The organism is Nocardia yamanashiensis NBRC 100130, assembly GCF_001613325.1.
GTDB lineage: Bacteria > Actinomycetota > Actinomycetes > Mycobacteriales > Mycobacteriaceae > Nocardia > Nocardia yamanashiensis.
In genome coordinates, this window is sequence record NZ_BDCD01000023.1 from 137454 (window position 1) to 158412 (window position 20959).

Sequence of the window (20959 nt, forward strand, 5' to 3'; positions counted from 1 at the left end):
CTACCCCGCTCGCCGGTCCGCGACGAGCGGGGGCTGGGCTTCGCGGGCCAGCTGGACGAGCGCGACGGCGCGGGCGAGTCCGCTGCCTTCGCGGTAGGCGGCGTCGAAGCCGGGCGCTCCGAGGCGCGCGGTCAGCTCGTCGCGCAGGGTGACCAGCCCGGGTTCGCCCCGGTCGGGCAGGCCGCGAATGACTTCGCCGAGCCCGAGCGCGGTGGCCGCGCCGGCCGGATCGTCCTCCAGCAGTAGCAGTTCGGCCAGCTGTTCGGCGGTCCGGGCGAGTGTTTGGGCGATCGTCGCGGAATCCCCGTATTCGAAGGCTCCCGGCACGACCACCGGCAGCAGGGTGCGGGCAGCGGGTGCGTCGCCCACGGTCAGGCGATTGGCCAACCGGGCAGCCGCGATGCGCTGGACGGACATGGGCTCGGGGAACGGGAGCACGCCGATTCGCGCTTCCAGGGCATCGAGCACGCGATCGGCCTGTTCGGGATCGCCGGTGCGACGGCACAATTCGGCTTCCGAGAACAGCAATACCGTCGCCAACCGGTTGAAGCCCCGCTCCGCGGCCAGCCTGCGAGCGGCCTCGATATCGCTTGCCGCACCGGTGAAGTCGCCCGCCCGCAGCCGCGCGGTGACGAGTTCGGTTCGGGTGGCGTAGATATCGTCCTCGGTACCCAGCTCGGCCGCCACCGCGACCGCCCGTTCGAAGGCGCCGATCGCCCGGCCGTGATCGCCGAGAACCGTGAACTCCCGGCCGAGCGCGAGCAGGGCCATGGCCAAACCCCAACGGTCACCGGTCATTTCGAATTCACGCAAGGCCGCCCGCCGCGCTTGCGCCCCGGATTCCGGATCGCCCGCGCCGGTGCACGCGATATCGCGCACCATCTGGGTGCTCGCCCGCACCCACGGATCCGGCCAGTCGAGGGCGCGATCCAGCTGCCGTTCGGCGAGCGCGGCATCACCGACGCCCGCGGCGAGCATGGCGGTCCACAGCGGCAGCGCCGGATGGAACTCCAAACCTCCTGTCCTCGTGCAGGCTTCGATCAATGCCAGGGTCGTATCGGCCGCCCCCGCCGACGCGCCGGACAGCGATCGCACCACGTCGAGCGCGGCACGCACATCCTCGGCCAGTGCGTCGCCGAATCCCAGCACTGCGGTGAGCGCCGCCTCGAACTGTGTACTCATCCCCCGGATGCCCCAGTACCAGAACAACGCCCGCACGAACCGAACACTCGACTCCACATCCCGCACGGCCATCGCATCCCGCAGCGCCGCAACCATGTTCGCGTGTTCGGCATCGAACAGCGCGATGGCGTCGAGCTGCGCGCCCGTCCGGAGCAACGGTTCGTTCCGTTCGGCCAATGCCAGGTAATACGCCCCGAACTCCGCCGCCACCGACTCCCCCGCGGCTTCCCGCTGCCCGGCCGCGTAGGCGCGAATGGTCTCCAGCATCCGGTATCGCGGCTCATCCGCGCCGGACACCTCCACCAGCGACTTCTCCACCAGTGCCCCGAGAACGTAGGCGACGTCCCCGACCGGTATCCCCGCAGCGGACGCCCGCCGGGTGTGCGGATCACGTTCCTGGTCGGCGCAGATCGCTTCCAGGGCTTCGAGGGTGGCCCCGCCGGGGAAGGCCGACATCCGGCGGGCGAGCACCCTTTCCGGGGTTTCGAGGAGATCCCAGCTCCATTCGACCAGGGCATGCAGGGTGCGCTGACGCGGGAGGGCGGCGCGACTGCCGGAGGTGAGCAGGCGGAAACGGTCGTCGAGGCGGCGGGCGATCTGGTCGATCGGCATGGCGCGGAGTTTGGCGGCGGCCAGTTCCAGCGCCAAAGGGATACCGTCCAGGCGGCGGCAGATTTCGGTGACGGGGCCGAGGGTGCGATTGCCGAGGGTGAAGTCCGGACGGACGGCGGTGGCGCGGTCGAGGAAGAGACGCACGGCCGGAGCCGCCTGTGCGGCATCGAGTTCCGCCGCTTCGCTCGGCAACGGGAGCGGGCCGAGGTGACAGAGGGCTTCTCCGGTGATGGCCAGCGGTTCCCGGGTGGTCGCGAGAATCCGCAGGTGCGGCAACCGCTCCAGGAGGTGATCCGCGAGGTCGGCGGCCGCTTCGATAAGGTGCTCGCAGTTGTCCAGCACCAGCACCGCCGCACCGACATCCAGCATGTCGGCCAATCGTGCGGCCCGTTCGGCACGGGGTTCGGCGCTGCGGGCATCGAGCGCCCCGGCGACCGCGTCGGCGAGCTGATCCGGCGCGCCGATCTCGGCCAGCGGCACGAAGAACACCGGCCCGTCGGCGAACCGGCTCATCGCCTCGACCGCCAGCCGGGTCTTGCCCGCCCCACCCGGCCCGACAATGGTGACCAGCCGCGAATCCGCCAAACGCTGCCGCACCGCCTCCAGCTCGGCATCGCGTCCGACGAAACTGGTCAGCGGCGTCGGCAGGCGACTGCCCACGGATTCGGTTCGCGCCGTCCGGGTTTCCAGCTCACCCCGCAGCAACGCCAACTGGGTTTCCCGCAGCTCCGCCGACGGATCGATACCCAGCTCATCGTCCAAACGAGCCCGCGTCTCCTCGTACGCCGCCAGCGCATCCGACTGCCGCCCCGCCGCCCCCAGCGCACGTATCCGCAACGCCGCCAGCCGTTCCCGCAAAGGATGCGCCAGCGCCGCCGCCTCCAGATCGGCAACCACCTCGGCATGCCGCCCACACAGCAGCTCGGCCTCGAACCGATCTTCCACCGCCCCGGCTCGCAACTCCTCCAGCCGCGCCGCCACCGCCTCGCAGAACGGCGCATCCCGCACATCCTGCAATGCCTCGCCCCGCCACAACCCCAGCGCTTCCCGCAACAGCCGCGCCGCCACACCCGCCCGCCGCGCATCCGCCTCGGCGAGCAGGCCACGGCGGCCCGCGGCGGCCAGTTCTTCGAACCGCGCGACGTCGACCTGGGCGGCGGAGAGGGAGTAACCCCCTGGACCGAACTCAATGGTTCCGGTGCCGCGCAGGGCTTTTCGGAGGCGCGATACCAGGGCTTGGAGTGCGCCGGCGGCATCGGCGGGCGCGTCTTCGCCCCAGAGGCCGTCGATCAGAGCGGGGACCGGAACCGGGCCGCGTTCGAGGGCGAGGCGGGCCAGCAACATGCGCGCCCGGACGCCGCCGATCTCCACCGGGACACCTTCATCGGTCCACACACGCACTGGCCCAAGCACCTCTACCCGCACCCGGCGAGTCTGCCAGACACGCGGGGGCGGGGCGGTGGTGTGGGCCGCGCATTACCCGGGAGGTAATCGACCGGCGGCCAAGGTTCGGGCAGAGTCGATTTCATGACCGAGATCGCCGCGACGCCCACCGGGGCGCAACTGTTCGCCACCATGCCGTTCACCGAGGGGCTGGGGGTGGAGGTCCTGGAATGCGGTCCCGACCTGGTGCGCAGCCGGTTGGCGTGGGACGAATCCCGGTGCACGCTGGGCGGTTCGATGCACGGCGGGGCGCTCATGTCGCTGGCCGATGCCACCGCCGCGGTGTGCGCCTATCTGAACCTGCCGGAGGGGAAGCACGGCACCACCACCGTGGAATCCAAGACCAATTTCGTGCGCGCGTTGCGTTCGGGCCATGCCACCGCGACGGCGCAGCCGCTGCACGCGGGCCGGAGTTTCATCGTGGTGGAGACCGAGATTCGCGATGACGCGGGCAAACTGGTGGCGAAGGTGACGCAGACGCAGGCGGTGCTCTAGGCGTAGAGGTCTCCGGCAGAGCTTGTCAGTCGCGGTTCGGATCCAGCCGTGCCGCTACCTCTCCGGCCAGTTCGATGAACGCCCGGGCCGCGGCACTGCGATAACCGTTCTCGCGCACCAGCAGCACGATCGAGCGCGGCGGCAGCGGCGGATCCAGGGCGATGGGTTCCAGATCGCATCGGGTGCGGGTGATGGCATCCGGCAGCACGGTGGCCAGCGCGGTCCGCCGCACGATCTCGGTCAGGGCTTGAATCGAATTGGCCTGCACGACGATTCGCGGGGTCACCGCTTCCCGGGCGAAATACGCGTCGATATGGACGCGGGTGGCGAAGTCCCCGGTCAGCAGGGCCAAGGGCAATCGTTCCAGCGCCGCCACCGGCATCGGCCGCACCGGGTCCGGTCCGTCCCGCCCCGGCTCGCCGACCACCAGGCTCAAGGTTTCCGAGAACAGCGGCAGAGCGGTCAGACCGGGCGGATGCTGGGCCGCGAAGGCGATGCCGATATCCAATTCGTCTGCCAGCAAGGCCGATTCGATGTGATTCTGGCTCATCTCCCGCACCGTCGCCTCGATGCCCGGATGCCGGTCGTAGAGCTCGGCGGTCAGCGCGCCCACCAGATAGGTGGTGAGGGTCGGCGTGACGCCCCAGCGCAACTGCCCGCGCGACAGGTCGGTGACGTCGTGCACCGCGCGCTCCCCCGCTTCCAGTTCGCGCAACACGCGACGGGCGGGTTCGAGGTAGGCGCGACCGGCGTCGGTGAGCCGGACCGTGCGGCCCCCGCGGTCGAGGAGCTGGACACCGACCGTGCGTTCCAGCTGCCGGATCTGCTGCGAGAGCGTGGGCTGCGAAATGTGCAGGCGCTCCGAGGCGCGGGTGAAATTGCCGTGGTCGGCCACGGCGACGAAATAGCGCAGGTGACGGATTTCCGGCAGCACACCGGCAACTATAGATGAGGACAATCATAAGTATCAAAACTACGTATTGGACTCTATAGCTCCAGCTCCGGCAGGGTGGAAGACGTCAAAGAGAACGACTTCCCGAAGGAAAGCCATGCATGACCTTTTCGACGGCATCGCGCATTTCCAGCACTCGGTCTTCCCGGAGAAATCGGAGCTGTTCGCCCGGCTGACCACCGCCCACACCCCGGGCACGCTGTTCATCGGCTGCTCGGATGCCCGCGTGGTGCCGGAGCTGATCACCAGCAGCGAACCGGGCGAATTGTTCGTCATCCGCACCGCCGGCAATCTGGTTCCCGCCTACCGCCCCGATGCCGATGGCGTGGCGGCCAGCATCGAATACGCGGTGGCGGTGCTCGGCGTCGCCCGGATCGTGGTGTGCGGGCATTCGCAGTGCGGCGCCATGACGGCTCTGGCCGAGGGCCGCGATCTGACCGCCGCGCCGCTGGTCGCGAGCTGGCTGCGGCACGCCGATGCCGCCCGCACCGCCGCCGCGAACGGCGATGTGGCGCAACTGATCCGGCACAATGTACGGACACAGCTGGCCCATCTGGCCACCCATCCCGCCGTGGCGCGCCGCCGCGCCGCGGGCGATCTTTCCCTGCACGGCTGGGTTTTCGATATCGGCTCCGGCCGCGTCGAGGAGCTCGCCGCCCCCGCAATCGTTCAGCTCGCCGGCTGACCTTCCCGAAAGGAACACCCATGGTGCACGCCCAGTTCGACCCCACCGCCCGCCAGGCCCTCGCCGAGACCGCGGTGCTCGCCAAGATCCGCAAGGATCTGACCTGGCGGGAGATCGCCGAGGCCGCCGGGCTCTCGGTCGCCTTCGTGACCGCCGCGGTGCTCGGCCAGCACGCGCTCCCCGAACGGTCGGCCCTCGCGGTGGCCGAGTTGCTCGGCCTCGACGACGATGCGGCGCTGCTGCTGCAGACCATTCCGACGCGCGGCTCCATCCCGGGCGGCATCCCCACCGATCCCACCATCTACCGCTTCTACGAAATGCTCCAGGTCTACGGCACCACCCTCAAAGCGCTGGTGCACGAGGAGTTCGGCGACGGCATCATCAGCGCCATCAATTTCAAGCTCGATGTCCGCAAGGTCGCCGATCCGGAGGGCGGCGAACGCGCCGTGATCACCCTCGACGGCAAGTACCTGCCGACGAAGCCCTTCTGAAATCCACTGCGCGCGAGCGGGTTCGGCCGGAGAACGACATGGCGGCCGAACCCGTCCCGGGCGCGGCAGCTAGGCCACCGCCCCGATGAATCCGCCGATGGCCGCCCCGATGGCGCAGCCGACGATCGCGCCGACCAGGAAGAACCAGATCCCGATCACGATCCCGACCAGGCAGCCGACCACCGCGCCGGCGAGGATCGCCCCGCCATTGGCATCGACACTGTGAATGAACGGCAGATCCTGCGTGCTGGTAGCCGCGGCAGCGGGTGTCGGCCCGCCGACCGGCGTCAGCGTCAATTGCGTCTCACTGTTGAGAGTCGGTGCGACAGCGAGACTTTGACCCGTCTCGACCCGCAATGTGGTCGGTATGACCCCCACCACCGCCCCGTCGTCGGCGATCATCTGCACCCCGTCCGAGGTCAGCGCGAACCGCCCCGAATCGAGATTCACGACCGCATACGTATGGTCGGCCGCCAGGGTCGTGGTGTATCCCACCGTCCCGGCCGTCGCCCCGATATCGACATCCGCGAGGCTCCCCTCGCCGTGCGCCGTCGCCATGGTTATTCCGGTGGCCGCGATGGCGAACACTGCCGTCGCCACCAATCTTTTGACAAACATGATCGTTTCCATCCGTTCGGGTTTCCTTTGACGTTCCCCCGACGAACGGCACCGGATCTAAGATCATGATGCGCTTGCGCGGTAGTTGCTGTCCATGCCGAATTGGCTGTCCGGGCCGATTCTTCCGGCCCCGGGTCCGCGCCGCGCACGGACCCGGCCGACCGTCAGCCCGCGGTCAGGTAGTTGTGCACCGGATGGAAAGTGATCTCGGGTGGGCTGGGCAGCCCGACCTTGGCGGATGCGGGGCCGATCTGCTCGGCGGCGAATTGTTCGAAGACCTCCTGGGCCGTCCAGACATCCGTGACGCGTATGCCCTCGTCGGTTTCGGTGACCCAGTGGAACAGCCCGCCCGGCGCGCCCGGGCCCTCCGGTGTGAGACCGAGTATTTCCAGGATCGAGTCGTACTGCTCGAGGGTTGCTCCCCGGAATTCGAGAATGACTGCGATTGCCATGCTGATGCCTTTCCGCGACTCTTCGACGTGCCCTGCGCCGATGGCGCAGAGGATGCACCGCCGGGCGCCGGAGTTCGGTGGGTTGCCGGATACTTCCGGGGACACGCGGGTCGGCGCGCGGACGGCAGCGTGCGGAAAGATCAGCTCGGACAGTCGGATTCGATCTCGGAGTTACGGCACGGAGACCGGGCGCAGGCAGCTCGAGAGCGGGGTGATGATCGAGCAGAGGGCGGGGTCGCGGGTGGGGCGGTAGTCGGCGGGGACGCCGTTCGCGGCGGTGATGGCGCGGAAGGCCGGGACCGCGGTGGTGGGGCGGCGGGTCAGGGTGGGGTCGGTCTGCACGTCGACGGTGTAGAGGCCGAAACGTGGTGCGTAGCTGCCCCATTCGTAGTTGTCGGTGAGGCTCCAGTAGTTGTAGCCGATCACGTTCATGCCGTCGGCCTTGGCGCGCTGGATCCAATAGACGGTGTCGCGCAGGTGATCCCCGCGGTCGTAGCCGTCGCTGCGCGGCAGGCCGGAGTCGGTGGGCATGCCGTTCTCCACCACGTACAGCGGCAGGCCGGGGAACTTCTCGGCGTAGGTGCGCAGGTAGTAGTACATGCCCTCGGGTTCGATGGCGTTCTTCCACAGCTCGTCGCCCACCAGCGCGGTGGTCGGCAGATTCGTCAGGGACGCACCGTAATAGAAGTCGAGGCCGACGTAGTCGAGCTTGCCGTGCACCCGGTCCGCGAACAGCATGTCGGTGAGGCCCTGGATGATCGGGTACTGCGCGACATTGCTGGTCACCTGCGCGCCGGGCTGACGGGCGTGGATGTAGTCGTAGATGGCGGTGTGCGCCTCGACCAGGCGATCGAACATGGTCAGGGCATCGAGCACACCGATGTCACCGATCTTGATCGATTGCGCGACATAGCCCATCGGCTCGTTGATGGTCACCCACAGCGGATCGTACGGGGCGTACCGGTCGACCACCCGCCGCATATTGGCCAGCCAATCCGACACCATGTTCTTGCTCTTCCACCCGCCGCGATCCAGCTCCCAGCCCGGGAACACCCAGTGATCGAGGGTCAGCATGGGCCGCATGCCCGCCGCCCGGATCTTCTGGACCACCGCGTCGTAGAACCGGAAGTCGTTCTCGTCCCACGTATCCGCGCGCGGCTGCACCCGGGCCCATTCGATGCTGAGCCGGTACACCTTCACCCCGAGACCGGCCGCCAAATCGATGTCCTCGGCATAGCGGCTGTAGAAGTCCACCGATTCCCCGTACGGATCGTGCGCCTGGCCGGAGTTGGCGTACCGGCTCCAATTGCTGTCCGGCGCATGGCCTTCCGATTGAAAGCCTGCCATGGAAACGCCCCACATGAACCCGGCCCCGAGCGACTGGACGGTGCCGGGCGCACCGGCACTACCGGAGAACGAGCCGGTCCCACTGCCACTGCTCGAACCGGCACTACCCGATCCGCTACCGCTGGACCCCGCCCCGCTGCCACTCGGCGCGGCTTGCGCCACCACCGAGCCAGCCACCGCAATCGCGACGGCCGACAGAACCGAACAGAGCAGCCGTCTACGTCTCATTCCGGCATTTCCTCCTACCGAGAGCGCATCCCCGACTCGACGCGCAACACCCCCGACCATACTGGTCACACGTCCAAAACGTGCATCATTCGGATTAGACTCCGGCCGCCGGACAACGGTCTACGCGCGGGCGCCGCCGCCCCAGGTGGCCGATTGGGCAACCTGTTTCGGGTCGGTGAGGCGGTGCTGGTCGCTGCCGTCGGGGTTCATGAGCCAGAGTTGGGCGCCGCCGGATTCGGGTTCCCGGATGACGCGGGTGTAGAGGATCTTGTTGCCGTCCGGGGAGAAGGTGGGGCCGCCGGAGGATTCGGTGGTGAGCGGTCGGACGTCGGTGCCGTCGGCCCGGGCGGTGTAGATCTCGGACTGGTTCTTGCCACCGCGGTTGCTGCTGAACACGATTCGGGTGCCGTCGGGGGTGAAGACGGGGTCGGCGTTGTAGAACGGGTCGGTCAGCAGGCGGGTGGCGCCGGTGCCGTCGGCCGCCATCACCCAGACCGTGGAAGCTCTGGTGAACAACAGGCGGGAGCCGTCCGGGGAGAAGGCCGGACTCGTCGAGGACATCAGGTCAGGGCCGATCCCGGCGTCGGGGGTGGTCAGCGGGTGTTGCTCGCTGCCGTCGGCGTTCATCAGATAGATCACGCCGCCTCGCACGAAGGCGATGCGCTTGCCGTCCGGGGAGAACGTGGGCTGATATCCGCCCTTGTCATCGAGCGTCACGACATCGCCGCCGTCAGGATCCATGGTCGCGATCGATCGCCCGGCGACCACGATTCGTGAGCCGTCGGGCGCGAAGCTCGGATAGTTCCCTTCCGCGATGCGGGTCCCCCCGCTGCCGTCGGGGTTCATGACGAAGATCGACTGCCAGTCGTCGGCGAACGCGATCTTCTCCGGCCACGACGCTCGCTCGGATGGTTTATCGCAACCGGTGATCAGCCCGGCGAGGAGAACTGCGACGACAAAGCCCAGGACGCCCGATCTTCTCATCGCCCAAGGGTATTCGAGTGCCCCGACTACCGATCGACCGGATGCAGCCGCTCACGAAGCCTGGTCAGGGCGCGGTGCTGCATGAGACGTACAGCTTCCGGGGCTATTCCCATGGCGTCGGCGGTCCGTTCCACCGTCCAGCCCAACCCGATTCGGACATACAGCACCGTGTGATGGACAGGGCTCAAAGCCTCGCGGATGTCCTTCGCACACCCGTCGGACAGCGCGGGCGATGGGCGGCCGATCGACTGGTTCGGCATGACACTCCTGAACTATCAGCTGAGAACTTCCTCGAAAGCGGTCCCTTTCCACCTTCGGAGGCGTCTGTTCATCAACGGATAGCCGTTGGTTAGGGAATCGATAGACCGCCGCCGCTCCCCCGCCCGAAAAAATCTTTGCGATCTGGGAATGCCGGACGGTCGCCTAACCTTCTAAGTGTTGATGATCGGTTAGAAGGATCGATCGCGGAACACGCTCCACGAGAAGAGGATCCGTCATGTCCCGTCTGCCCTTGATCCAGCCCGACACCGCTAGCGGCAAGGCCGCCGACCTGCTGGCCGGCGTACAGAAGGCGCTCGGCGTCACCCCGAACATGACCAAGGCCATGGTCAACAGCCCGGCCGTGCTCGAGGCCTACCTGGGCTTCTCCGGCGCGCTCGCAGGCGGTGCGCTCACGGCGGCGGTCCGGGAGCGGATCGCGCTGCTGGTCGCCGAGGAAAACGGTTGTGACTATTGCCTTTCCGCGCACTCCTACATCGGCGCGAATATCGCCAAGCTCGACGCCGGCGAGATCGAGGCCAGCCGCCACGGCGCATCCGCCGACCCGAAGGCAGCCGCGGTGCTGACGTTCGCGACGGCGGTGGTGCGCACGCGCGGTGGCGTCGAGGAAGCCGATATCAAGTCCGCGCGGGAGGCGGGCCTGACCGACGGTGAGATCACCGAGGTCATCGCCAATGTCGCGCTGAACGTGTTCACCAACTACCTGAACAAGGCCGTCGACACCGATATCGACTGGCCGGTGGTGCGCCACCACGAACACTGACCCGGGTGCAGTGCCGCGTGCGGCGCACACGAGATATCCGCTCGGTCAGGACTCCGGGGCGTCGCCGGCCGCCTCGGTCTCCGGCCGGCGGCGCGCGGCCAGGAACTCGTCCACGATCCGAACGTGATCGTCGTGGGTGGTGCGCGCGGCTCCCACCAACCGGCCGTAGGCGATCGGCCCGACCAATCGCGCGACCACCGCGGCCACATTGTCCGCACCGAGCACCGCCCGGCCCTCCTCGGTCGCGAACAATTCCTCGAACGGCTGGCGGTAGTGGTAGTTCAACGCCAGCCGGAACATATCGGCCTTGCTCAACTGCGCGCTCAGATCGACCGGGGTGCCGCCAGCGAGCCAGGTCAGCGCCACTTTGCGCACCGGTGCGGCATAGATGACCTCGGCCTGGCGGTCGAGCAACTCGATCAGCCGCTCACGCAGCGGCCCCGCGCCGGGTGCGGGCACCGCGGGCACCAGCGCGCGGTGCACCGCGGCCGTCCCCGCCACGACCCCCTTGCCCAGGTACTTGTACATGGAATTCTTGGCGGCCTTCTTGCGCTCGCCGTACACGTAGATCGCCAGCGGCTTCAAGCCACCCGATTTGATCAGCGTCCCCACCGCACGCAACTGATCGGCCCTCGTCATCGGCGCCTGCGGGGTCTCCGCCGCACGATTGTCTCCGGTGGTCTCGGTGGTCATCGCAATCCTTTTCTCCACAGTCCGCCGTCACTGCTCCGGCAGGAATCACCACCGATATTACGTACGATCGTTTCACCCGCTCCGGCTCGAATCGGCAACGGAGGCAACGGGTGTGGTGGGGCGGGCGGGGCTCGAACCCGCGACCAATGGATTATGAGTCCACGGCTCTAACCGACTGAGCTACCGCCCCGGACCGCGGAGATCTCCGCGGGCCTCGCGATGGTACCGAATTCGGCGGCCTGGTACCTACTCGGGCGCGGGCGAAGCCTACGGTGTCGTAGGGGGTGGCCGAAGGAGGAACTATGGCGGGCGTGTTCGTGAATGTGCTTCGGGCGCATCAGTGGCTGTACGAGAACAGTGGCGGGGTGGTGGGGCATCGGCTGTTGTTCGGGAATCCGACATTGTTGCTGCGGACGGTCGGGCGGAAGACGGGGCAGCGGCGGACGAATGCGCTGACTTATGCGCGGGACGGGAAGGACTTCCTGGTTACCGCGTCCAATGGCGGGTCGCCGCGGCCGCCGGGGTGGCTGGCGAACGTGAAGGCCGACGGGCAGGTGGAGATTCAGGTGGGGACGAAGCGGATTCCGGTGACGGCTACCGCGACGTATCCGGACGATCCGGAATACGCGCGGCGGTGGGGGCTGGTGGACAAGGTGAATCAGGGGCGGTATTCGGAGTATCAGAAGAAGACGACGCGGCCGATCGCGGTGGTGGTGCTCAGCCCCAGGTAGGAGGGGTGGGGCGGCGCGGCGAGTTGGACAGGCGATATAAGGGTCGGCTATCCTCGCGGGCAGAGGGGAGTACTTCCCAAGAACCACTCCGGTCAGTACGGATCGCGCCGCCGCGGTCCCCGGATGGTCGCCCATAAGAACGGTGTCTGACTCGAAGACATGGGTGAAGGAGACCTCGGCTGGTTTTCCATGTCCGAGGAGGTCTTATGAGTTCTACCGTGTCGGTTCTTGCTTCTTCTTCCATTCAGTCGGTAGGTACGCCCTGGTTGTGGGCGGGCACGATCATCGTGGTGCTGGCGCTGCTGGTGCTGGATTTCGCGCTCACCCGCAAACCGCATGCGGTGTCGATGCGAGAAGCGTTGGGGTGGACGGCTTTCTACATCGCCCTGCCCATCGCGTTCGGCGTGTTCCTGTGGATCAACAACGGCGGCACGCCCGCCATGGAGTACTTCACCGGCTATCTGCTCGAGAAGTCGCTGTCGGTGGACAACCTGTTCGTGTTCATGCTGCTGCTGTCGGCGTTCGCGGTGCCGGCGGTGCTGGCCCAGCGGGTGCTGCTGTTCGGCATCGCGGGCGCGCTGGTGCTGCGCGGCATCTTCATCGCGCTGGGTGCGGCCGCACTGGCCACCCTGGACTGGGCGTTCCTGCTGTTCGGCTTGATCCTGCTGGTCACCGCGGTGAAACTGCTGGCCGATGCGGCGGGCGGGCACGAGCAGGAAGTCGATATCTCGTCCATGCGCTCGGTGCGGGTGCTGCGCCGCTTCTTTCCGGTCACCGATGACTACCGCGGCACCAAGATGGTGGTGCGGGAAGCGGGCAAGCGTGCGCTGACGCCGCTGGCGCTGGTGGTGGCCGCGGTGATGGCCACCGATGTGGTGTTCGCGGTGGACTCGGTGCCGGCGGTGTACGGCGTGACCGGTGACCCGTTCCTGGTGTTCGCCACCAACGCGTTCGCGCTGCTGGGCCTGCGGGCGCTGTACTTCGTGCTGCACGCGGCGCTGTCGCGGCTGGTGCACCTGGCCTACGGGCTGGCGGTCATCCTGGCCTTCATCGGCGTGAAGCTGGTGCTGCACTGGGCGCACGGCGTGTGGAGCGGGGTGCCGACCATTCCGACCGCGGCCTCGCTGGTGGTGATCGTGGTGGTGCTGGCGACGGTGACGCTGACCAGCCTGCGCGCCACCCGCGGGCAGCAGCAGCCGGACGAGACCGAGTCGGCCGCCACCTAGCCCCCGAAATCGAGGCCATGCACGCCGTGCCGCGGCCGATCTACCGTGAATCATGCTGCTGCAATACTTCCGGCGTCCGGGTATCGACGAGATGAACCGCGTGGTGGATGCGCTGGAGCTGCCCGAGGCGGTCTTCAAGACCTGCCCCTGGCAGCCCCGGGAACTGGTGGAAACCGGTCTGCGGCAATGGTTGCGCTGCTGCGGCGCGGCCATGCGGGACGATCGGGTGATCGGTATGCCGTCGTACGCGGTGGACGAGGCCTGGCACGGGCTGATCCTGTGCACGCTGCGCTATCAGCGCTTCTGCGAGGCCACGTACGGCAAATTCCTGCACCATTTCCCGGCGGGTGAAACCCTCCGCGGCGCAGGCGATTCCATGGCCGATCAGCTGGGCCGCACCGTGGTCGCCTGGTCGCTGGTGATGCGGCCGGGCGAACGGTGCGTGCTGTGGGAACTGGATTCCCTGGTGGGCGTGCCCGATCCGTGGGGCATTCCCGCGGATCGGGTCGAGCTCATCGAAGCGGCACTGCGCGAGCAGTAGCGGTTTCAGCTGCCCCCACCGCAACCGCCGCCTCCACCGCCCCCGCCACCGCAACCCCCACCGCCGCAGCCACTGCCGCCACCGCAGCCGTGACCGTGACCGCCGTGGCCACCGCCCCCACCGCAACCACTCCCCCCGCCGCACCCGTCGCCGCCTCCGCCGCCCCCGGTCGACGCCCCGCCGATCCCCCAGCGCCGGTTCCACCGCCGCCGGTCCCGCCGGTCCAGCCAGACGATCCAGCCGATGATGCCCGCGATGATCAGCACCCCGATAATGATCGAAACAGCCATCGATTTTCTCCTCCCCGAGCGAGTTCCGATGGCGGCGTCCTCCACACCACCATCGAAACTTTCGATGCGATAGCCAAAAAGCTACGGCGCTCGATTCGCTCCCGACAGCCCCTTGAATTCGGGTATGCCGGTGAGGATTCAGGGATATGACCGATGGGTACGCGTCAATTTATGTGAGTTTCACCCGCGCCGCGAAGAACCGCGCCACGGCCGGCGCGAAACGGTTGAATCGGTATTGCAGCCAGGCTTCCGGCGTCACCGGCACCACATCGCGTCCCTGTTCGACGGCCTTGACGATCTGCGCCGCCACCTTCTCCGGACCGTAGCGTCGCGCGGCGTACAGCTTGTCGAACTTCTGCTGCTTGGCGGCTTCCTCATCGGCGGAAACACCCGAGAAACGGGTGGTGGCAACGATATTGGTGTGCACGATGCCGGGGCAGATGGTGTGCACGCCGATGCCCTGGGCGGCCAGTTCGGCGCGCAGGCAGTCGGAGAACATGAACACCGCCGACTTGGAGGTGGAGTAGGCGGCGAATCCGCGCTGCGGCGTATAGGCGGCCATGGAGGACAGGTTGACGATATTGCCGCCCAGTCCGCGTTCGGCCATTGCCTTTCCGAAAGCACGGCAGCCATTGATCACGCCGTGCAGATTGATATTGAGCACGCGATCGAATTCCGCTGCGGGCGTGTCGAAGAAATCGCCCGCCGCGCCCACGCCCGCATTGTTGATGAGAATGTCCGGAACACCGTGCGCGGCGATCACCGTGGCGGCGTGTTCGTTCACCGCCGCCTCGGCGGACACGTCCAGCTGGTAGGCGTGCGCCGTGCCGCCTTCGCGCGCAATGAGTTCCGCGGTCTCCTTGGCCGAGTCCAGGTTGATGTCCGACAGCACCACCTCGGCGCCCTGGCGCGCGAAGGCCAGCGCGGTCTCGCGCCCGATGCCGCTGCCGCCGCCGGTGATGACCAGCAGCTGGTTCTCGAAGGTCCGCTGCTCCCGCCCGACCTCGGCGCGCAGCAGCGTGCGCGAGGTCTCGCCCGTGCGCAGCGAGTCGATGAGCTCGATGGTGGAGGTGGCCAGCAGTTCCGGATGCGAGAACGGCAGCCAGTGCCCGCCGCCGACCTCACGCCGGTACAGGTTGGGGGCGTACTCCTGGGTGTCGCGGTACCCGGCCGGCCGCACCGCCACATCCCGGCGCGCGATGATCAGCTGCACCGGCACCTCGGTGCGGCGCTCGCGCGGCCCGGCCATGCGCGGCAGGATGTTCGCGCGGTAGATGCGCATGCCGTCGAAGAAGTCGCGCCGGAACTCCGGCCCGAATTTGATGTTCGCCGGGGAGGTCTCGTTCATCAGACCGACGAACCGAGACCACATCTTCTCGGTGGCGAGCGGCTTGAGCACCACGCGCGGCAGGCCCGGCGTCATGAACAGCCCGGTGTAGGCCGAGGACAGCAGCTGGGTGAACGGCCCCCAGAGCTTGCCCTTGGCCAGATCCCCGCGCGCCCACGCGCCCAGGTGATCCAGGTTCGGCCCGGACACCGAAGTGAAGGAGGCGACGCGGTCGGCGGCCTGCGGTTCGCACACGGCCTCCCACATCTCCACCGAACCCCAGTCGTGCGCCAGGATGTGCACCGGCTTGCCGGGGCTCACCGCGTCGGCGACGGCGAAGAAGTCGGCCGCGAAATGCTCGAGCCGGTAGTCCTCGGTGCGCGCGGTGCGGGTGGAGCGCCCGTGCCCGCGAGTGTCGTAGGTGACCACGTGGAAGCGGTCGGCCAGCAACGGCACCACCCGATCCCACAGGTGGTTGTCGTCCGGCCAACCGTGCACCAGCACAATGGTTTCCGCCGACGGCTCGCCGTATTCGTAGACGGCGAGGTCGAATTCGCCGCTGCGCACGCGGCGCTCGGACGCCGGGATGATGGTCGATTGATCGGTCACGATCTTCTCCTGGGAGACGGGTGCTAGAGGTCCAGCACCAGACGGTCCCCGTCGCAACGGGATACACAGATGAGCATGTCGCCGGCGGCCCGCTCGTCGGCGGTGAGCACGGTGTCACGATGGTCGACGGAGCCTTCCAGCACCCGCACCACGCAGGTGCGGCAGAAGCCCTGCCGGCACGAATACGCGCTGTCCGGACGGACTTTCAGCACTTCCTCCAGCACCGATTTGTCGGCCGGGACGTCGACGGTCTCGCCGCCCCGGGCCAGTTCCACGGCGAAGGCGGTGCCGTTCACCACCGGCGGCGGTGAGAAGCGCTCGGAATACATTTCCACGCCCGGCATGTCGCGCACGGCGTCGGCGATGACCTGGGTCATCACCACCGGACCGCAGCAGTACACGGAGGTGTCGGGGCCGACGCCGGGCAGCAGCGCGGCCGCGTCGGGGATGCCGTGCTCGTCGTCGGTGCGCACGGTGACGCGGTCGCCGAAGCTCTCCACCTCGGACAGGAACGGGATGGTGTCGCGGGATCGCCCGGCGTACACCATGGTCCATTCCACGCCGAGCCGATCGGCCATCCGCAGCATAGGCAGGATCGGGGTGATGCCGATGCCGCCCGCCACGAAATGGATACGCGCGGCGGAGGATCCGTACCCGGGCAGCACGAACGGGAAGGCATTGCGCGGTCCGCGCACGGTCAGCGCCGTGCCGATCCTCAGCTCGTCGTGCACTTCGAGCGAACCGCCGTTGCCGTCCGGAATGCGCCGCACCGCAACGCGATACGCGTGCCGGTCGGCGGGATCCCCGCACAGCGAGTACTGCCGCACCTTGCCCGAGGGCAGTTCCAGGTCCAGGTGCGCGCCGGGCCGCCATTCCGGCAGCTTGCGCCCGTCGGGCGCGGTCATCAGCAGGCTGATCACATCGGTGTCGTGTGCTTCCACCCGGCGTTCCACCACGACCAGCGGCGTGCGCCGATCGTCTACCCGCCCGACCGGCGCCTTCCGGTTGACCAGAGTGGTCCAGCGCAAACGGGTTTCGGCGATGCGGTCCAGCACCCGGGTGGTGCGGTCCGGCCGGTTCTTGCCGTACAGGTCTTCCGGCGGCGTTGCCGGAATCGGACGGTTTGCGCTCACGAGGCCATCATTCGGGCGGCCGGGGACTGCGCCAGGTACGCGATGGCCTGGGCGCTGGAACCCACCGGTTCCGGGGTGTAGGCGGGCTTGAACACGGTGAGCGCGCTCCACAGCAGCGACGGGATGCCGGGCAGCGCGCCGCGCCACATGGCGGCGAAGATGCGCAGCACCAGCATCGGGTAGCGGTGGTTGGGCAGGTTCGGGTCCTGGTGCGCCAGGTATTTGGTCCCGCGCAGCAGCAGCGCGACGAAGATCGGGAACACGATCAGCATGAGCGCGCACCGGCGCACGTAGCCGACCTCGAAGTATTCGGCGACATCGTGCGCGACCATGCGATGCTCGACCTCTTCGGCCCCGTGCCAGCGGAACAGGTCCAGCATCTGCGGGTCGGTGTCGAACCGCTCCAGGTCGGCATTGAGCACCCAGTCGCCCATGAAGGCGAAGAAATGTTCCAGGGTGGCGATGAAGCCCAGGCGTTCGACCAGGTGCTGCTGGCGGGCGGCGTCGGTGGCGAATTCGCGCGGGCCCAGCGTCTTGCGGAAGATGTATTCGGTCTGCCGCACATACGGTTCCACGTCGATGCCGTGGGCAACCAGGACCTCTTCCAGTGCGCCGTGGTGGCTTTCGGCGTGCATGGATTCCTGGCCGATGAAGCCGATCATGGCCTCGCGCAGCTTCTCGTCCTTGACCAGTTCGAGGGCTTCGCCGAAAGTCACCAGGAACATGCGCTCGCCTTCGGGCAGCAGCATGCTCAGCGAATTGAGCACGTGCGCGGCGATCGGCTCGTCCTTCATCCAGACCGGTTCGGTCTTGGACCAGTCGAACCGCACGTTACGCGCCTGCAGGGCCACTTCACCGGGTTCGGTCACCACGCGGCGGCCCAGCTTCGGAAGTAGCTTCATCGATACTCCTGGTTTCGTCGTCCGAGGGTTGTGCGCCATCGCACAGCCAACGCATTACTTCGTGACTGTAGCAATATTCTACCCGTACATGAAACCAGGAGTTACACCTAGATTTGCGGGTCTGACCGTGCTATCGGGTCAGCTGTCCACATGGACGTGCGGCCGTTGCGACCGCCGCGGTACGGCGCGCCGCAGGATCTCCCGGGTGACCGGCGCGACCTCGCCCTCACCGAAGAACATGAAGCGGAGCAGGTTCGTCAGCGGGTTGCCCTCGGTCCACTCGAAGTAGACGTGCGGCGGCACGCCGGTGCGGTCCCGGATGGCCAGCAGAATGGCGGCGATGCAATTGGGCACCGCGGCCGCTTCCACGCTCAGGATGCGGTACTCGTCCACCTGGACCTCGGTGACGAACAGTTCGGTGCTGAACTCGGAGGGGTCCTTGACCGTCACCTCGAGGAAGAGGATGGGCTCGTCCGCGGGGATATGGCTCTCCCGGCGCTGATCGGCTTCCTTCTCCGCGTACTCGGACGGATGCCGCGCGTCGATGTCGTGGGTGACGATGCGGACCTCGCCGCGCGCGGCCAGATCGTCGATCAGGGCGGCCGCCTGGTCGTCGAAAGTGACCGTGACCGCCCGCAATTCGAAGGCGCGGCGGAAGCGGGAGGCGAAGGACACCACCAGGGTGGCCAGAATGAACAGCAGCGCGAGCTGCGCGCCCTCGGGCTTCTCGATGACATTGTCGATGGTGGTGTACACGAAGATCGCCGACACCAAGCCGAAGAGGAACACCCGCGAGCGCTGCCGCTGCCGGGCCGCCGACAGCGTCACCGCGACGGCCGCCGAGGTGATGAGCACCAGCACGCCGGTCGCGTAGGCCGCGCCCTGGGCGTCGACGCTGGCGTCGAAATACCAGGTGATGCCGAAGGCCACCGCCGCGAAAACCAGTACCAGCGGCCGGATCTGGCGCGCCCATTCCGGGGCCATGCCGAAGCGGGGCAGGTAGCGCGGCACCAGATTCAGCAGCCCCGCCATGGCCGACGCGCCCGCGAACCACAGGATCGCGATGGTGCTGATGTCGTACACGGTGCCGAAGGCATTGCCGAGATGCTCGTGCGCCAGATACGCCAGCGCCCGCCCGTTGGCCTCGCCGCCGGGCTCGAACGCCGCCTCGGGAATCAGGATGGTGGTGATGAAGCTGGAGACGATGAGGAAGCCGCTCATGATGAGCGCCGCGGTGGTGAGCAGCTTGCGCGCGCCGATGATCCGGGCGCGCGGGTACTCCTCGGTGTCCCCGGGCGCGCCCTGGATCTGCGGCATGACCGCGACACCGGTCTCGAAACCGGACAGGCCCAGCGCGAGTTTCGGGAACACCAGCAGCGCCACGCCGATCATGGCGATGGGACTGCCGTGCTGCGCGGTGAGCGCGTGCCCCCAGTCGGTGACCTTGGAGCCGTGCTCGAAGACCTGGATCACTCCGGTCACCGCGACAACGAGATTCAGCGACAGATAGACCCCGACCAGCACCACCGCGATGCCGATGGCCTCGCTGAACCCTTTGAGGAACACCGCCGCCAGCAAGGCCAGCAGCACCAGCGTGATGAGCAGGTTGTGCCCGTGGAAAGCGTCCGGCACCAAGGGGTTCTCGACGATGTGCGCCGCGCCGTCGGCCGCGGACAGCGTCATGGTGATGGTGAAGTCGGTGGCCGCGAAGCCGAGCAGCACCAGGATCAGGATCTTGCCCCACCAGCTGGGCAGGAACTTGGCGAGCATGGCGATGGAGCCGCCGCCGTGCGGGCTCTCCTTGGCCACGCGCCGGTACACCGGCAGCGCGCCGAGCAGGGTGAGCGCCACCAGCACCAGGGTGGCCAGCGGGGACAGCACGCCGGCGGCCAGGGCCGCGATGCCGGGCTGATAGCCGAGGGTGGAGAAATAGTCGACGCCGGTCAGGCACATGACCTTCCACCAGGGATGCTGGCGTTCCTTCGGCGCCCGCTTGGCCATCGGCCCCGGGAGTTGCGAGTGTTCTTCGCCCGCGTCTTCCAGCAGCCAGTTCGCGAAGCGCGAACGTGACCGGACTTCGGTCGTGGTCACAAATTCCTCCCCGGAACCCGTTGGCACGGTCTCCCGAAATGTCGGCGATGTCGTGGTCAATCTACTCACGACACACCGACGGGAGACTCAGCCCTGACCGCGAGTCTCGGTGGCCGCCGTGCTAGCCGACGTACCCCGCGACCGCCCCCGCGATGGCCTCGGCCAAACGCGCACGGCCGTCGGCGGATTCGAGCACCGCGATATCGCCCGGATCGCGCATGTTGCCGCATTCCACCAGCGCGGTGGGCCGGTCGGAATGGTTCAGTCCGGCCAGGTCCGAGCGCGGGTTCAGGCCGTCGGAGCCGATATAGGTGGAAGTCTGGAATCCGGAGCGCACCAGGCTGTCCCGGAGCGCGGTGGCCAGCCGCTGCGACGGCTCGCCCTGCGCCTGGTTCAGCGGCGGGGAGGAGTGCGCGACGTGGAAGCCGTGCGCGCCGGCGGGAGCGCCGTCGGCGTGGATGGACACCACGGCCGCCGCCCCGGTCCGATTGCCCAGGGTGCCGCGTTCGTCCACGCACGGCCCGGCCCCGGAGTCGCGCGACATGATCACCTGATAGCCGCGCGCGGTGAGCAGATCCCGCACCCGCTGCGCCACATCCCAATTGAACTCGTGTTCGGTGTAGCCGTCGTTCGCGGCGGTGCCGGTGGTGTTGCAGGCCTTGGTGCCGCCGCGGCCGTCGGACACCTGGGAGTTGATCACTTCCGGATGCGCCGCGCCGCCGCCGTTGTGCCCGGGATCGAGCACGATGGTCCGGCCCGCGATCGGAAACAGCGGCGCCGCCGGGAATTTCGCCACCGGCGCGGCCGTGACCTGTGCACTTCCCCCGATCAGCAGAGCACCGCAGACCGCCGCCATCAGTTTCCACCGTCGCTGTCGCACGGGCC

Annotated in this window: 20 protein-coding genes and 1 tRNA gene; 7 read left to right on the forward strand and 14 right to left on the reverse strand. The window is 68.0% G+C overall.

Translation table 11 applies throughout. The features are described from left to right. Window positions 1–3195 carry an AfsR/SARP family transcriptional regulator gene (locus NY1_RS27415; RefSeq protein ID WP_218028434.1) on the reverse strand — a complete coding sequence of 1065 codons (3195 nt, stop codon included), beginning with the start codon at window positions 3193–3195 and terminating at the stop codon, window positions 1–3. 126 nt (window positions 3196–3321) lie between these two features. Here NY1_RS27415 and NY1_RS27420 point away from each other — a divergent pair, with 126 nt between their 5' ends. Continuing rightward, window positions 3322–3732, forward strand: coding sequence for a PaaI family thioesterase (locus tag NY1_RS27420; protein ID WP_067719377.1), 411 nt, complete (start codon window positions 3322–3324; stop codon window positions 3730–3732). A gap of 25 nt (window positions 3733–3757) precedes the next feature. Here the strand turns inward: NY1_RS27420 and cynR are convergent, their stop codons facing one another. Beyond that, a complete protein-coding gene (gene cynR / locus NY1_RS27425; protein WP_218028438.1) occupies window positions 3758–4663 on the reverse strand; it encodes a transcriptional regulator CynR in 906 nt (301 codons plus the stop codon). 118 nt (window positions 4664–4781) lie between these two features. Here cynR and NY1_RS27430 point away from each other — a divergent pair, with 118 nt between their 5' ends. Continuing rightward, entirely contained in the window at window positions 4782–5369 is a 588-nt protein-coding gene (locus NY1_RS27430; protein WP_067719382.1) for a carbonic anhydrase, read from the forward strand. A gap of 20 nt (window positions 5370–5389) precedes the next feature. Next, window positions 5390–5860 carry a cyanase gene (gene cynS, locus NY1_RS27435; RefSeq protein ID WP_067719385.1) on the forward strand — a complete coding sequence of 157 codons (471 nt, stop codon included), beginning with the start codon at window positions 5390–5392 and terminating at the stop codon, window positions 5858–5860. Between the two features lie 69 nt (window positions 5861–5929). Here the strand turns inward: cynS and NY1_RS27440 are convergent, their stop codons facing one another. The 5 genes from NY1_RS27440 to NY1_RS27460 form a co-directional block, all read right to left on the reverse strand. Continuing rightward, window positions 5930–6478 carry a DUF8020 domain-containing protein gene (locus tag NY1_RS27440; RefSeq protein WP_067719624.1) on the reverse strand — a complete coding sequence of 183 codons (549 nt, stop codon included), beginning with the start codon at window positions 6476–6478 and terminating at the stop codon, window positions 5930–5932. 164 nt (window positions 6479–6642) lie between these two features. Then, entirely contained in the window at window positions 6643–6930 is a 288-nt protein-coding gene (locus tag NY1_RS27445) for a hypothetical protein (RefSeq protein WP_067719387.1), read from the reverse strand. A 171-nt stretch (window positions 6931–7101) separates the two neighbouring features. Continuing rightward, complete coding sequence (locus NY1_RS27450; protein WP_369690453.1) at window positions 7102–8277, reverse strand: family 1 glycosylhydrolase; 1176 nt, start codon at window positions 8275–8277, stop codon at window positions 7102–7104. A gap of 348 nt (window positions 8278–8625) precedes the next feature. Beyond that, a complete protein-coding gene (locus NY1_RS27455; protein ID WP_067719393.1) occupies window positions 8626–9489 on the reverse strand; it encodes a TolB family protein in 864 nt (287 codons plus the stop codon). Window positions 9490–9515: 26 nt separating this feature from the next. Further along, window positions 9516–9749 (reverse strand): sigma factor-like helix-turn-helix DNA-binding protein, encoded by a 234-nt coding sequence (locus NY1_RS27460; protein WP_067719395.1) that lies wholly within the window; start codon window positions 9747–9749, stop codon window positions 9516–9518. A 236-nt stretch (window positions 9750–9985) separates the two neighbouring features. On the opposite strand from NY1_RS27460, the gene NY1_RS27465 reads away from it, so the two are divergent. Then, window positions 9986–10531, forward strand: coding sequence for a carboxymuconolactone decarboxylase family protein (locus NY1_RS27465; protein WP_067719398.1), 546 nt, complete (start codon window positions 9986–9988; stop codon window positions 10529–10531). Between the two features lie 45 nt (window positions 10532–10576). Here the strand turns inward: NY1_RS27465 and NY1_RS27470 are convergent, their stop codons facing one another. Together NY1_RS27470 and NY1_RS27475 are read right to left on the reverse strand one after the other, a co-directional pair. Next, a complete protein-coding gene (locus tag NY1_RS27470) occupies window positions 10577–11224 on the reverse strand; it encodes a hypothetical protein (protein WP_067719401.1) in 648 nt (215 codons plus the stop codon). A gap of 113 nt (window positions 11225–11337) precedes the next feature. Further along, window positions 11338–11414, reverse strand: a tRNA-Ile gene (locus tag NY1_RS27475). A gap of 112 nt (window positions 11415–11526) precedes the next feature. On the opposite strand from NY1_RS27475, the gene NY1_RS27480 reads away from it, so the two are divergent. The 3 genes from NY1_RS27480 to NY1_RS27490 all read left to right on the forward strand — a co-directional run bounded on the left by NY1_RS27480 (window position 11527) and on the right by NY1_RS27490 (window position 13722). After that, window positions 11527–11955: a nitroreductase family deazaflavin-dependent oxidoreductase gene (locus NY1_RS27480; RefSeq protein ID WP_067719402.1), complete on the forward strand. Its 429-nt coding sequence runs from the start codon at window positions 11527–11529 to the stop codon at window positions 11953–11955. 206 nt (window positions 11956–12161) lie between these two features. Next, window positions 12162–13181, forward strand: a complete 1020-nt coding sequence (locus tag NY1_RS27485) for a TerC/Alx family metal homeostasis membrane protein (RefSeq protein ID WP_067719405.1) — start codon at window positions 12162–12164, stop codon at window positions 13179–13181. Window positions 13182–13233: 52 nt separating this feature from the next. Then, complete coding sequence (locus tag NY1_RS27490; RefSeq protein ID WP_067719408.1) at window positions 13234–13722, forward strand: UCP032817 domain-containing protein; 489 nt, start codon at window positions 13234–13236, stop codon at window positions 13720–13722. A gap of 459 nt (window positions 13723–14181) precedes the next feature. On the opposite strand, the gene NY1_RS27495 is transcribed toward NY1_RS27490, so the two are convergent. The 5 genes from NY1_RS27495 to NY1_RS27515 form a co-directional block, all read right to left on the reverse strand. Continuing rightward, window positions 14182–15951 carry an SDR family oxidoreductase gene (locus NY1_RS27495; RefSeq protein ID WP_067719625.1) on the reverse strand — a complete coding sequence of 590 codons (1770 nt, stop codon included), beginning with the start codon at window positions 15949–15951 and terminating at the stop codon, window positions 14182–14184. Between the two features lie 20 nt (window positions 15952–15971). Further along, the gene (locus NY1_RS27500; protein WP_067719411.1) at window positions 15972–17081 is read right to left on the reverse strand and encodes a PDR/VanB family oxidoreductase; all 1110 of its coding nucleotides are present in this window, start codon (window positions 17079–17081) and stop codon (window positions 15972–15974) included. After that, window positions 17078–17983, reverse strand: coding sequence for a metal-dependent hydrolase (locus NY1_RS27505; RefSeq protein ID WP_067719413.1), 906 nt, complete (start codon window positions 17981–17983; stop codon window positions 17078–17080). The genes NY1_RS27500 and NY1_RS27505 overlap by 4 nt, the downstream gene beginning before the upstream one ends. Before the next feature lie 138 nt (window positions 17984–18121). After that, window positions 18122–19984: an APC family permease gene (locus NY1_RS27510; protein WP_233434513.1), complete on the reverse strand. Its 1863-nt coding sequence runs from the start codon at window positions 19982–19984 to the stop codon at window positions 18122–18124. A 211-nt stretch (window positions 19985–20195) separates the two neighbouring features. Further along, window positions 20196–20954, reverse strand: coding sequence for an N-acetylmuramoyl-L-alanine amidase (locus tag NY1_RS27515; protein ID WP_233434507.1), 759 nt, complete (start codon window positions 20952–20954; stop codon window positions 20196–20198). Window positions 20955–20959 lie beyond the last annotated feature (5 nt).

Coding starts and splice junctions, on each gene's coding strand:
- NY1_RS27420 (WP_067719377.1), top strand. CDS start 3,322: ATGACCGAGATCGCCGCGACGCCCACCGGGGCGCAACTGTTCGCCACC.
- NY1_RS27430 (WP_067719382.1), top strand. CDS start 4,782: ATGCATGACCTTTTCGACGGCATCGCGCATTTCCAGCACTCGGTCTTC.
- cynS (WP_067719385.1), top strand. CDS start 5,390: ATGGTGCACGCCCAGTTCGACCCCACCGCCCGCCAGGCCCTCGCCGAG.
- NY1_RS27440 (WP_067719624.1), bottom strand. CDS start 6,478: ATGTTTGTCAAAAGATTGGTGGCGACGGCAGTGTTCGCCATCGCGGCC.
- NY1_RS27445 (WP_067719387.1), bottom strand. CDS start 6,930: ATGGCAATCGCAGTCATTCTCGAATTCCGGGGAGCAACCCTCGAGCAG.
- NY1_RS27450 (WP_369690453.1), bottom strand. CDS start 8,277: ATGGCAGGCTTTCAATCGGAAGGCCATGCGCCGGACAGCAATTGGAGC.
- NY1_RS27455 (WP_067719393.1), bottom strand. CDS start 9,489: ATGAGAAGATCGGGCGTCCTGGGCTTTGTCGTCGCAGTTCTCCTCGCC.
- NY1_RS27460 (WP_067719395.1), bottom strand. CDS start 9,749: ATGCCGAACCAGTCGATCGGCCGCCCATCGCCCGCGCTGTCCGACGGG.
- NY1_RS27465 (WP_067719398.1), top strand. CDS start 9,986: ATGTCCCGTCTGCCCTTGATCCAGCCCGACACCGCTAGCGGCAAGGCC.
- NY1_RS27470 (WP_067719401.1), bottom strand. CDS start 11,224: ATGACCACCGAGACCACCGGAGACAATCGTGCGGCGGAGACCCCGCAG.
- NY1_RS27480 (WP_067719402.1), top strand. CDS start 11,527: ATGGCGGGCGTGTTCGTGAATGTGCTTCGGGCGCATCAGTGGCTGTAC.
- NY1_RS27485 (WP_067719405.1), top strand. CDS start 12,162: ATGAGTTCTACCGTGTCGGTTCTTGCTTCTTCTTCCATTCAGTCGGTA.
- NY1_RS27490 (WP_067719408.1), top strand. CDS start 13,234: ATGCTGCTGCAATACTTCCGGCGTCCGGGTATCGACGAGATGAACCGC.
- NY1_RS27505 (WP_067719413.1), bottom strand. CDS start 17,983: ATGAAGCTACTTCCGAAGCTGGGCCGCCGCGTGGTGACCGAACCCGGT.
- NY1_RS27510 (WP_233434513.1), bottom strand. CDS start 19,984: ATGGCCAAGCGGGCGCCGAAGGAACGCCAGCATCCCTGGTGGAAGGTC.